This is a genomic window from Sporofaciens sp. St.21A7 (genome assembly GCF_059728535.1).
Genome location: NZ_BAAGFN010000001.1, coordinates 294,364 through 306,636 on the forward strand (window position 1 = coordinate 294,364; position 12,273 = coordinate 306,636).

At 48.4% G+C, this 12,273-nt stretch carries 14 protein-coding genes; 12 read left to right on the forward strand and 2 right to left on the reverse strand.

From position 1 onward, the window contains the following. Positions 1-66 precede the first annotated feature (66 nt). The 5 genes from AC6I3O_RS01495 (at position 67) to AC6I3O_RS01515 (ending at position 2,481) form a co-directional block, all read left to right on the forward strand. Positions 67-423, forward strand: coding sequence for a DUF6050 family protein (locus tag AC6I3O_RS01495; protein ID WP_004083224.1), 357 nt, complete (start codon positions 67-69; stop codon positions 421-423). A 232-nt stretch (positions 424-655) separates the two neighbouring features. Further along, positions 656-1,009 (forward strand): helix-turn-helix domain-containing protein, encoded by a 354-nt coding sequence (locus AC6I3O_RS01500; protein ID WP_004083222.1) that lies wholly within the window; start codon positions 656-658, stop codon positions 1,007-1,009. A gap of 76 nt (positions 1,010-1,085) precedes the next feature. After that, on the forward strand, positions 1,086-1,235 hold the full coding sequence (locus AC6I3O_RS01505) for a hypothetical protein (RefSeq protein WP_157404359.1): 150 nt from the start codon (positions 1,086-1,088) through the stop codon (positions 1,233-1,235). Between the two features lie 137 nt (positions 1,236-1,372). Next, a complete protein-coding gene (locus AC6I3O_RS01510) occupies positions 1,373-2,029 on the forward strand; it encodes a sigma-70 family RNA polymerase sigma factor (protein ID WP_004083221.1) in 657 nt (218 codons plus the stop codon). Then, entirely contained in the window at positions 2,026-2,481 is a 456-nt protein-coding gene (locus AC6I3O_RS01515) for an RNA polymerase sigma factor (protein ID WP_004083220.1), read from the forward strand. The genes AC6I3O_RS01510 and AC6I3O_RS01515 overlap by 4 nt, the downstream gene beginning before the upstream one ends. A gap of 118 nt (positions 2,482-2,599) precedes the next feature. Here the strand turns inward: AC6I3O_RS01515 and AC6I3O_RS01520 are convergent, their stop codons facing one another. Together AC6I3O_RS01520 and AC6I3O_RS01525 are read right to left on the reverse strand one after the other, a co-directional pair. Beyond that, positions 2,600-2,824 carry a helix-turn-helix domain-containing protein gene (locus AC6I3O_RS01520; RefSeq protein WP_004083218.1) on the reverse strand — a complete coding sequence of 75 codons (225 nt, stop codon included), beginning with the start codon at positions 2,822-2,824 and terminating at the stop codon, positions 2,600-2,602. Between the two features lie 69 nt (positions 2,825-2,893). After that, on the reverse strand, positions 2,894-3,109 hold the full coding sequence (locus tag AC6I3O_RS01525; protein ID WP_004083217.1) for a helix-turn-helix domain-containing protein: 216 nt from the start codon (positions 3,107-3,109) through the stop codon (positions 2,894-2,896). A 121-nt stretch (positions 3,110-3,230) separates the two neighbouring features. Here AC6I3O_RS01525 and AC6I3O_RS01530 point away from each other — a divergent pair, with 121 nt between their 5' ends. The 7 genes from AC6I3O_RS01530 (at position 3,231) to AC6I3O_RS01560 (ending at position 12,249) form a co-directional block, all read left to right on the forward strand. Then, positions 3,231-3,698 (forward strand): hypothetical protein, encoded by a 468-nt coding sequence (locus tag AC6I3O_RS01530; protein WP_004083216.1) that lies wholly within the window; start codon positions 3,231-3,233, stop codon positions 3,696-3,698. After that, a complete protein-coding gene (locus AC6I3O_RS01535) occupies positions 3,695-4,330 on the forward strand; it encodes a hypothetical protein (protein ID WP_004083214.1) in 636 nt (211 codons plus the stop codon). Before AC6I3O_RS01530 ends, AC6I3O_RS01535 begins: the two co-directional genes overlap by 4 nt. A gap of 500 nt (positions 4,331-4,830) precedes the next feature. Beyond that, entirely contained in the window at positions 4,831-5,097 is a 267-nt protein-coding gene (locus AC6I3O_RS01540) for a hypothetical protein (RefSeq protein ID WP_044991255.1), read from the forward strand. Between the two features lie 21 nt (positions 5,098-5,118). Further along, complete coding sequence (locus AC6I3O_RS01545) at positions 5,119-11,067, forward strand: SpaA isopeptide-forming pilin-related protein (protein WP_236945911.1); 5,949 nt, start codon at positions 5,119-5,121, stop codon at positions 11,065-11,067. Between the two features lie 199 nt (positions 11,068-11,266). Then, the gene (locus AC6I3O_RS01550) at positions 11,267-11,428 is read left to right on the forward strand and encodes a hypothetical protein (protein WP_004083207.1); all 162 of its coding nucleotides are present in this window, start codon (positions 11,267-11,269) and stop codon (positions 11,426-11,428) included. Then, positions 11,380-11,658 carry a hypothetical protein gene (locus AC6I3O_RS01555; protein WP_158526557.1) on the forward strand — a complete coding sequence of 93 codons (279 nt, stop codon included), beginning with the start codon at positions 11,380-11,382 and terminating at the stop codon, positions 11,656-11,658. The genes AC6I3O_RS01550 and AC6I3O_RS01555 overlap by 49 nt, the downstream gene beginning before the upstream one ends. Positions 11,659-11,718: 60 nt before the next feature. Then, complete coding sequence (locus AC6I3O_RS01560; protein ID WP_004083205.1) at positions 11,719-12,249, forward strand: PcfB family protein; 531 nt, start codon at positions 11,719-11,721, stop codon at positions 12,247-12,249. Positions 12,250-12,273 lie beyond the last annotated feature (24 nt).

The following is a 12,273-nucleotide window of genomic DNA, read 5'->3' on the forward strand; positions in this document are numbered from 1 at the left end:
TACAGTGTATGAAATTATTTGGCAGAAAGGCGTGGTATACGAACCACGCACAGAATGGAGGCAGGCATGAAAGCAAGTGAATTTATAAAGTGTGTGGTAATTCCGGCTGCATCGGCAGTGTTTTTGGCGGCTTTGTTCCGTCCGCTGTGCATGGAGAATGGGGAGTGCGATTATCTAAGCCTTTGGTGGTTTATGGGGATTCCATTCGGGATTCACCGGATGTTTTTCTGGATTATCCCAAAAGGCCATGATATTGGCAGTACGGTGGGCATCCTGTTTCTCAATGTCCTTGTGGGCGGCGTGATCGGGGGAACCGTTCTTGCATGGAGGCTGTTAGCAGCGGCAGCATATTTGGTGAAAACGATGGCGGCGATAGTCAACCGGACAGTGAGAAAGCTGGCTGGAAAGCCCTGCAGGGCATGACGAGCTAATGGGTGAAACAAAAAAAGGCAGGCAATACAGGCGTAAAATGAATAACAATCCGTAAAAACAGCTTGATACACGGCTGTTTTTTTGTTGCCCGGCTTTGCGACACGGTGTCGCAAAGCCGGGGGATAGGGCTTAACGGAATGGCGGGCGTAAAGTGGATTCTGCACTTTACGGCACGATGCCGCAAAGTTCCGGGAGAAGATTCTGACCGGGAAGGAGGTGCAGATTGGGCAACCGTGCAGGGTCGCAGGACTTGATTGAATTAGGCAACCGTATCCGTGAACGGAGGAATGAGATCAGCATGTCACAGGAGAAGGTAGCGGAACAGGCAGGGATCAGCGCCAACACCGTCAGCCGCATTGAGGGCGGGCAGTCTGCGATGTCCATAGAGATATTTATAAAAATGGTGCAGATACTCGGCGTGGATGCGAACGAGCTTCTTGGCGTAAGCGGCCAGGCGAAGGAGGATGGGCAGTGCCGGGAGATGTTCTGCCGCATCCGGCATCTGAAGCAGAGTGAGCAGACGGTGGTTTTACAGACGATGGAGACACTGGTCGATGGACTGCGGCAATGCAGGTGATGTGATTTACCACAGTTCTTGAAGTTCCACAAATATGTTGACTTTTCCAAAAATCTCCACATATATGTTGGGGTAAATGGAAGAGCCGGCTGTTACACTGGATACATCAAAAGAAAGCAGCCACAGGAAAAACGGTGATGGAAGGGGGATAGAAGTTAAGCAGCTAAAAAAGCCAGAATTATCAGGAAAATGCAGGGATAAAGATATGGGCTGGCAAGGGCAGTAAAAGGAGTTTCAGGCTCCCGTTAAAAAAAACGGGCGAGCCGGGAGCGTTCTTTTACTGCCTTCCTGCTGTATCGGACAATTTCTGTGATGCCAGCTTTCCAGGCCGCCCGCAGCCTTCGGGCAGAAAGGCGGCCATAAATGCTGACATTGCAGGAATTGAAACAGATTACGGATATACCGGGGAACCAGGGGAAACTTCCAACTGCAAGACAACTCCGGGAATCAGGGGTGGTAATCACAAAGGAGCGGTTTGGAGGGGAGACAGAAATATCTGTGTACCAGGATGGTTTTGTGATTTACCAGACAGGAAAATATTCTACGGTATTCCCTATACATTCATGCGGGGATTATTTTTACATATCGGACGGGAATACCGTACATTTGTCGGAGCAGTTTTTTGAAAGGGAGAAATGGTATCTGCGGCTTGTGCTGGAGGGGGAGGACAGGCTGAACCGGAACTGTGAGGAAAGGGAGCGGTGCTGGAATGTCTCTTACAGCGCAGTATCCGAGGAATGGGCAGTGATGGAAGATTTGGCGGAACCTGCTATAGAGCAGCTGGCAAGGCAGGAAACCGTGGAAGAGATCATGCAGATGCTTACGGAAAAGCAGAAAAGGGTGATCTGTGGGTATTATCTGCAGGAAAAAACGCAGGGGCAGATTGCGGAAGAATTAGGGATCAGCCGCCATGCAGTGAGGGATTCCCTTTTCCATGCGGTCAGCAAAATCCGAAAAAAGTATCCGTTAAGCAGTCCCGGCTTTAGTTACGGCATAGCAGGAAGCGGGGCGGCGCAATGAGGGGACGGAAACCAAAGGAAAGGGATGGCTATGTGCTGCGGATGGAGGACGGGACGCTGGTTGAGGTGGGCCGGGAGGTCTATCTGGAATGGTATCAGTCCCGGAGGCGGGAGCGTTACCAGAAAGAGAAAAACCGGAAACATGGCGTTTACAGCCTGGATGAGATGGAGGAAAAGGGGGACTGCCGGGGGATGCCGTTCTGTGTCCGTGACGGATTGGAGGAAACGGCTCTGCGGAATATCTTCCGGGATAAAGTAAGGGAGGCATTAGGGAAACTGCCAGAGCAGGATGCCCGGCTGATCGACCTGTTATATTTTAAGGAAGCCACTGTGACAGATGCAGCAAAGATGTGTAATTGCAGCAGAAAGACCGTACAGAACCGCCGCAGACGGATATTGGAGGAATTAGGCTGTATTTTACGGGGACAAGGCATACAAGGGGGATATTTTTAAGCCAATAAAAGACTGCTTTCACTTTGCGACATCGTGTCGCAAAGTGGGAACAGCCACAGCAAAAATGTAATAGTATGCAAAACAGCTGTCAGCGGACAGCTTTCTGTATAGCTTTTCACTATTTCCCTTTAGAGGAGGGGTCCTGGCTGTCCTCAATATATTCCACCACATCGGATACGCCGCAGCGGAGGATGGAGCAGAGCTGGTTGATGGAATTTGTGGTGATGCCCTTTCCATGTTTGATTGCATAATAAGTGGAACGTGGGAAACCACGTTTTTCTAATCCGTAGGAGCTGATATGTTTTTCTTTCATGGTTTGGAATAATGGATCATAACTAATCATGCACACACCTCTTGCTGCTATCATACCAGTATGGTCGGATATTGGGTATGTACGAAAACCCACACATACCTAAGAGAATGATTCAGTTTCATCTTCAATATATTCCATCACATCTGAAACGGGGCATTTCAATAGCCTGCATAAGTGGTTGATGGTGTTTGTGCTGACGCTGTTCCCCTGGCGTATGGAATAATAGGTTGCTTTTGGGAAACCTTGCTTAAAAAGTGCGTATGATGTGGTCTGTTTCTCCTTCATAGTCCTGAAAAGCGGCTCATAGCTGATCATGTTCTGTACTCCTGTCGTTTTTATCAGTGTAATATTATGGTCGGATATTGAAAATGTACGAATATCCGAGTATAATTCTATGTGTACGGAAAACCGAGCATATAGGAAAGGAAGGTTGCTTATGAAGATTGCAGCAAAAATATTTGAAAAAGCGACGGTAAGGGGACTGGCGGATTATCTGATCTACGGCCTGCCGCCGGAACCTGATGAAAGAGACTATAAAGCGCGCCTGGATGAAACGTATGACGCATTTGAACGGATTGCCTTAAAGTATGATCCTGACAATGCCTCCGATTTATTGTCAACAGCAAATGATATGACCTGCGAGAATGCCTGTGTATACTTGGAGATTGGCATACAGGCTGGTTTCCTTCTGATTGCCGACATGATGAAAAACATCCAGTGCGAATGCAGGGGGGATGCGGATGACGAAGATATTATAAAGAGCCGCATTATGGAGAAGGAGATAAAGAAGGCGCTGGAGATTTTGAGTAGGGAATCCGCAGGGGATGCGGACATAAAAAAGGCGTGTGAGATTTTGGGACGGCTGGGAGATGCTAAAACAGAGCCAAAGGGGGAGGAACAATGACGGGTTCGATAGAATTATTAAGCAAGCTGAAACTGGAAAGGCTTATCCATACGCTTATGTATGGCGGGGATTCACTGAAAGATACAGCGGAAGATTATGGGGAAAAGATTAAAAATTCTTTTGAGGTATTTACCGAAAAGCTGAAAACTCTGTATGGGGAGGTTGACGGGGAAGACAACCGCTTTTTTGACATTGTTTCAGATTTTGCGGAAATCCATGATGATGTGTATTTTGAGGTGGGTTTCTTTACAGGAATCCAGCTAATGAAAAACTTAGAACCGGCGTACGGCAAAGGCAGGGGGTTCCATCCAGGGGATTTTTTTATCGGTAAGGATGGGATGGACAGCAGCCAGCCAGAAGAATCTGTTTTACACCAGTTCATACAGACCAGGATGGGGACTGCGCTGGAAGAGGCGTTGAGGAAAGATGAAAAATTCCAGAAACAGAATCCTAAAAACAGTAGGATTGAAAAACGGCTGGACAGGAAGGATTTCACGCCGGAGCAATGGGAAGCCATAGATGCAGCGCTTGCGGAAAACAATGACAATGCTGCGGAGTATGGGAAGATGGCTTATCGGCAAGGGGCGCTGGATCTGTTTTCTTTATTGAAAGAGCTGTCTATGCAGGCATAGGGAACGCCTGCATGGAAGGACGCAGGAAGCATACGGGCGGTTTAAAGGCTGCCGGGTGCCTCCTGCTTTTTATTTTCTGTTTTTTCTTTTAGCTATCTTATGCCCGGAATAAATACAGACTAAAGCACTGACGAACATAATGATAGAGCTGTATTTATGCCATTTCATATCATCCATCCCTTCCACCTCTTTTCGTATCAATGGCAAATCATAAAACGAACCTTTACCATGTTTTAAGAGCCTGATTTTGATGGAACTGCCCTCTGTTGGTTTTTCTATGGATTATCTTACCATAATCTAACTAACATTTCTATTTTATATGATTTTCCTGCAAATTTTTAAAAATTTTTCCAAAACTACTTACTTTTTGCCCTCTCCAGTCTGCTATTAGTGAAAGGGTAACATTTCTGAAAAATTTCCAACTATCACAATTCAAAGATTTCCCTTTCACTCGTACCTTGAAAATTTCATAGCCTGCCCAGATTGATACCCGGCATTGAGTGTGCATCTTAGCGCGCCTTGCCGGAGAAAACGCCCCAGGAAAGAGAAGCCGGGACAGGGAACGGGTCTGGGAGGAACACAGGAAAACGCTCAATAAATATGACCAGTCCGGGGAACCGGGCTGGATAACAGCAGATGCCATGCAGGGAAGCCTTTTTGTTCCGGTGTGTTTGAATATGCCGGGGCAGGGGTTTTCCTGTATTGATGTGCTGTTATCGGCTGGCAGTGCAAATAAAACGAAGGGAGACAGGCATATGGGAAGATAGGAAATAAGCGGAAAAGACAGGATGATGGCAGTTATGAAGCTGCGCAACGAAGAAAGCGAGGGAAAAACTATATTGAAAGGAAACGTAAAGAGGATTGTATCCGGCCTGCTGTCGGCGGTCACGGTCTTGTCGGCTTTCTTACAGCCAGTGGGGACTTATGCGGCGGAGCCGGAGCCTGCGGCTTATGAAGCGGAGTACCCGGCTTTGGAGAAGGTGAAAGAAAAACTGGATGCGGATGAAATTGCGGCTGCAGGAGATCATACTGTGGAGATTGACAGCAGCTTTGACGTGGAACATGATTTCTCCGGCATAGAGTTCTCGCCGGATAAAGTAAAAATCACATTTCATGAGGCAAAGGATAAAGGCGGGGGAAAGTTTGATATCGGGAAGGCGGGGACTTATAAAGCGGTTTATTTTGTAGAGCCGGCCAGTAAAAGTCCATCCTACCATGTCAGCAGGAACATCATTGTAAAGGAAAAAGCGTCTTCACCATCTTCTGGTAAGCAGGCGGCAGATGGAGAAGGAAGCGAAAACAGCCATTCTGATGATTCAGAAGGAACGGAAGCAGATGGGGAAGGAGATTTGCCGGGGCAGACGGCAGATGTGGAAGAAATCCCAAAGGAATCCATGACAGATGCCGAGATGGAAGCGGTCATAGAGGGCATGGAACAGGCAGAAGGTACAAGACAGGATGCGGAAATGATCGCAGAGGAGGAAGGCATCCTTCTGTTTGCTGAGAACAGGCAGGCGGCAAGGGCTTCCGGTTCTGCAACAATGGTAAAGGGAAGGAAAATTTATTATCCCGGCAACCTGGGAAATTACTCTACCTGTTATTTCACGGTAAATGGGAAGATCGCATACTGCCTGGAGTCTGCAAAGGGTTCCCCGGATACAGGGAGCTACGCCGCCCAGATCATAGATGGGAATCCGAACCTGCAGAAAGCGCTTTATTATGGCTACGGCGGCACAGGGGATGTGACCGCAAGCTATATGCCGTCCTTTGGGGAGGATTTAAAATATGTGTTTACCCACATTGCAGCCAGTTATTTTTACTGCGGCATGGATGGGTTTGCCGGATGCACGATGGATGATTTACGGGAGTGCGGGGTGCTTGGATGGATCAATTATCTGGAAAACCTGCCTGCGCCGCCTGATCCGCAGATCAGTTTGAGCAAGACTGATTTGAAAGCAACCTATGATGGCTCAAAGCAGGTGACAGGGACAACGAAGCTGAACGGCGATTCCAGAAATTCCATCACCATCGAGCTGCCAAAAGATGTGACGTTCCATAATAAGACAGACGGGAGCAAGCAGACTGGTGGAAACGTCCATGTTTCCGGTGGGACAAGTTTTTATTTTACCGCCCCTGTGACGGTCAATGGGGACTGGAATACCGGAGCGATGAAAGGCAGCATCCGGGTGATATGGAAGGCGCTCGTCGTTCCGACAGGGAGCGCCACACAGGATATTGGAAGTTATTATGAGGAAGAAAGCGGCAATTCCGTGAGCCTTTCCGTGGATTGGCTGGAACGGGCAAGGGTGAAAGTGGTAAAGGTGGATTCCATTGCCAACGCAAAACTTTCCGGAGCCGTATTCGGCGTTTACCGGGATAAAGAGTGTACGGATCTGATTACCCGGATGCCTGCAACAGACAGTAACGGTGCATCGGAAGCAGAGATTGTCATGACGCAGGATACGGTGTATTTAAAGGAGATTACTGCCCCGGCAGGATACCGCTATAATGCGACTGCTTACCGAGTAACGCTGGCAGCGAATCAGACGGCTTCCACGACTGTCCCGGATGTGGAACAGCTTGGGAACCTTACTATCTATAAGGAAGGAGAGGTTTTGACGGGTGCGGATTCCAATGAAAACGGCACAACATTCCGCTACGAGAGCCGTAGGCAAAAAGGGGCGGTATTTAATGTCTATGCGGCAAAGGATATTACCACGCCGTATGGCTCGGTAGTCTATAAAGCCGGGGAGCTGGTGGCGGAAAACCTTGTGACCGGGGATAACGGCTCTGTAACGCTGAAAAATCTGCATCTTGGCACGTACCGGGTAAAAGAAATGCAGGCCCCGAAGAATTTCTATAATAAAGGGGAAACAAAGGATGTGGCGATTGCCTATGCAGGGCAGATGGCAGAGGCGGCATTTTCCGATATCACATTCTTAAATGACAGGCAGAAAGCGGATGTGCGTGTGGTAAAGAACGATAAGGATACGGGAAATGGCCTTGCAGGAGGAATTTTCGGGCTGTATGCTTCAGAAAATATCACCAATGCAGATGGGAATGTTGTCGTATCAAAAGGCGCATTGATAGACAAAGCCATGACGGATGGTGATGGCAATGCGGCATTTTCGGCAGACCTTCCAGTTGGGTCTGGGTATGAGATAAAAGAAATCCAGGCTCCGGAGGGGTATCTTAGGAATACGGAAGATGTGTATTCTTTCCGGTTTGGTTACACCAATGACCGGGAGGCGAAAGTGACGTTTTCCCATACCTTTGCCAATGAGCGTGTCAATGCCACGATCCGACTGCAGAAGAAGGATAAGGAAACTAATAAAAATATCCCGCAGGGGGACGCAACGCTGGAACATGCCGTTTACGGCTTATATGCAAGGAATGACATCCTACACCCGGATAAAAAGACAGGCGTCCTTTATAAAGCCGGGGAGCAGGTGGGGACGCTGACCACGGATAAAGAGGGCAAGGCGGAGATCACAGATTTATACCTTGGGGAGTATTTTGTGAAGGAGGTCACGCCGCCTGCGGGTTATCTGGCAGATGAAACGGAGTATGACTTAGTTTGTAACTATGAGGGAGATTTAGTTGCTACGGTAGAGCATGACTGCACATCCCCGGAACAGGTGAAAAAGCAGCCGTTCCAGATCATCAAGGCGGCAGACAATGGGAAGACCGATGCAGATTTATTGTCCGGCGCAGGGTTTACGGCATGGCTGGTATCTTCCCTGGACACAAAGGAAAATGGCGGATATGATTTTGATTCCGCTGAACCTGTGGCAATCGGGGAAAACGGGGCAACAGAAATCTTCACTGATGAAAGGGGCTATGCCTGCAGCATCCCGCTACCGTTTGGGACGTACATTGTCAGAGAAACAACTACGCCGCATAATTACACGCCGGTCAAGGACTTCCTTGTGCATGTCACAGAGAATAAGCCAAATACGCCGCAGGTGTGGCGGGTGCTTCTGGATGATGAATTTGAGGCGAAGCTGAAGATCGTGAAGCAGGACGATGAAACGAAAAAGGCTGTGCTAGCAAAGAATACAGAGTTCAAGGTATATGACCTGGACAATGAAAAATATGTGGAGCAGGTGACAACCTACCCGACCGTGGTAACGCATAAGTCTTATTTTACGGACAGCGAAGGTTATCTGATTTTGCCGCAGAACCTGAAAATTGGGCATTACCGCATTGAGGAAGTCAACGCCCCATTCGGCTATACGCTGAATGAGAATTATTATGAAGTGTCCGTGGATTCCGATACGCTGTACCAGATGGACGATGTGTCGGGGGACGTTATCATTGATGCTGTTTATGAAAACCATCCGGTAAAAGGCGAACTGCATATCGTGAAAAAGGGCGAAGTGTTGAACCGGTATGATGATAAAGATTTCCGATATGAAACTGAGAACCTGGAGGGCGCAGAGTTCAAAGTCTATGCGGCAGAGGACATTTATACCGCAGATTTTCAGAAAGATGAAAACGGGAACCGGATTCTTGAATATGCTTCCGGCGCATTGGTAGAAACACTGGTGACGGATAAGGAAGGTAAGGCAAACATTCAGGATTTACCGCTTGGCACGTACCGGGTGGAAGAAACAAAAGCCCCGGAAGGATTTGTGCTGAATGGGGAGGCGCAGGCCATTACCTTTGCTTACGCAGACCAGAATACGCCAATCATTGAACAGACAGCCACATTTGAAAATGACCGCCAGAAGGTGGAGATTGCAGTGGTGAAAGAAGATGCAGAGAATGGCGCAACAGTGGAAGGCGCAGTCTTTGGGCTGTATGCCAAAGCTGACATTCCGGCACATGGGGAAGTGATTGTAAAAGCGGATACGCTGCTTGGGGAAGCCATGACCGGGGAAGATGGAAAGGCAGTCTTTAATCTGGACTTACCTTTTGGGGAATATTATATCCGGGAAGAACAAGCCCCAGCAGGTTATGTATCTTCGGATGAAACCATCGGAGTATCTGCAGCATACCAGGGGCAGGATGTGAAAGTGGCAGAATATGTTTCTGAATTTGAGAATGAGCCGACTGCCGTTTCCATCAAAAAGACAGACCTTGCAACAGGCGTGGAACTGGAAGGGGCAACACTGACTGTTCTTGATAAAGACGGGAATACCGTAGACACATGGAAATCCGTCAAAGGAGAGGAACATATCATTAAGCGACTGACCGTCGGAGAAATTTATACGCTCCGGGAGGAATCAGCGCCTTATGGATATTTGAAAGCGGAGGAAATCACGTTTACTGTGGAGGATACCGCTGAAATTCAGAAAGTGGAGATGAAGGATGATGTGCCGACAGGCACGCTCCTGATTAACAAAGAGGGGGAATTTTTAGAAAATGTATCTTTGCTGGACAGCATCGGCGGATGGATCACGCATCTGTTTGAATATGTCACTGGTTCACTGAAAGACGTTGCCTTTGAAGTGTATGCCTTAGAGGATATAAAGGCGGCAGACGGTGAGAGTGACGATTACTACAAAAAAGATGAACTGGTAGACACGATCATTACGGACGATACCGGGATAGCAAAACTGGAAAATTTACCTCTTGGGAAATATTATGTGAAGGAGAAGGAAACGGCGGAGGGTTATGTCCTGGATGGGGAAATCCGGGAGATTGACCTGACTTACCGCGACCAGGACACATCGGTTGTCACCTTCTCTACGGACTGGCAGAATAACCGCCAGAAAGCGGAAGTCAATGTAGTTAAAACCGAGAAGGATTCTGACCGTGCGGTGGAAGGGACGGTATTTGCCCTTTGTGCGAAAGAGGACATCACCAATAAAGACGGCGAGGTGATCATCGAAGCGGATACGGTAATCGAAGAAAAAGCCACGGACAAAGACGGCAAGCTGTCATTTGCGGCTGACCTTCCGATCGGGTTCCCTTATTATGTGAAGGAAACCGCCCCGGCTCCGGGATTTACCAGTGAGGGCGAAACACAGGAATTTGACTTCACCTATGAAGATGCGGAACAACAAAGCATTTCCTATGAGTTTGCTTTTGAAAACGTGCCTACGGTATTTGAGTTTACCAAAACATCCCTTACAGATGGAAAAGAGGTAGAGGGCGCGAAGCTTAAGGTGACGGATGAGGATGGAAATCTTGTGGATGAATGGGTTTCCGGCAAAGAACCGCACATCATAAAAGAATTAGTTGTCGGCAAGAAGTATACCATGACAGAGACACAGCCTGCAGACGGCTATGTAACTGCAGAAAGCATTGAGTTTACCGTGGAGAATACAGGCGAAGTTCAGAAGGTGGAAATGAAGGATGATGTGACAAAGGTGGAGATTTCCAAAACGGACATAGCTGGGAAGGAACTGCCGGGAGCGAAGTTGACTATCCTGGATAAAGACGGGAAAACAGTGGAGAGCTGGACTTCCGGGAATAAGCCGCATTATATAGAAATGCTGCCAATCGGGGAATACACGCTGCATGAGGAAAGCGCCCCGGATGGCTATCTTGTGGCGGAGGATGTGGAGTTTGAAGTCAAGGATACCAAGGAAATCCAGAAGGTTGTGATGAAGGATGAGGCAAAGCCGGATCAGCCGAAGGAAACGCCGAAACCGGAAACACCGTCTGCCGGGACACCGAAAACCGGGGACGACAGGCCGTTCTGGTTATGGCTTGCATTAGCCGGGATTGCAGTCTGCGGGATAGCAAGCTCTGTGATTATATTCTGCAGAAAAAGGAAAAAAGACTGACAGCGTTTGGAGCAATCCAGGAAAACGCTCATTGCAACACAATAATAATTTAATAAGGCATATGAGCGTTTGCAGAAAGAATCTGTAAGCGTTTTTTTGCCTGTATATGGGGAGCCGTCCATTGCGGGGTTTAAATGGGAATGTATCCAAACAGAAAATGATGTATGGCAGTTCCCCATATGGAAAGGAGTGAAGCAGAATGAAAGGAATCATTGCCGCCGCAGGCGTATTTGCGGCGGTTACGCTGTACTCATGCATCCGGGCAGGGGCGCAGGAAGACAGGCGGATGGAGGAAATGAGGCGGAGAGGGGAATGGGATGCAGGCAGGAAAGGCAGACAGCCGGAACCGGGCGAGAGATAACAGGAGATATGCGGCAGACAGGCCGGGTGACTGTAAGCACTGCTATTTCTGGAAAGGAAAGCGGAAAGGCTGCAGCCAGGAGGAATGTTATTACCTTCTTCTGGAGGAAGGTTCGGGATCAGCGGATGTTTCCGAAAATCCTCTGCCACAGGAATTTAGCGGAAATGGCGGTGGCGGCTGTCAAGGATGTCCATACGGCAGGCATTCCCCATGCATCGGTTACTGTCTGAAAAAAATTTTACGGGAGATGGGGGAGAAAAAACAATCCGCAGGAAAGGAGGGGGAACGCCTTGCAGGACGAGGTAAATGAGAAAACCGTATCGCTGTGCGTCAATGGCGGCAAGATCTCCGCAAGGATTCTGAAAGCCGCCATGCTGAAAGCGTTAGCAAAGATGGAACAGGAGAAGCGGAACGGGAAGCAGAAAAAAATGGAGAAACAGGCAGTGCAGAAGGCGGAAAAGGGAGCCGCTAAAAGCCACGGGAAGCAGAGCATGGAGAAGCTGATGAATCAGGGATGCCAGCTTTCCAATATTGAAGTGACGGACGGCAATATCAAATCCTTTGAGAAATGTGCCCGGAAATACAGCATTGATTTCAGCTTGAAAAAAGACACATCCATCTCCCCGCCCCGTTATTTTGTATTTTTCAAGGCAAAGGATGTGGATGTCATGACGGCGGCATTTAAGGAGTATACCGGGAAGTCGCTGAATAAAAGCAAGAAACCATCCGTCCGCAGGAAGCTGGAGCTGGCGAAGGAGCGGACGGCAAAGCACAGGGAGCGCGAAAAGACGAAACAGAAGGAACGGGGGCCGGAGCATTGAGTGGGAGACAGAAAAAGAAACCTG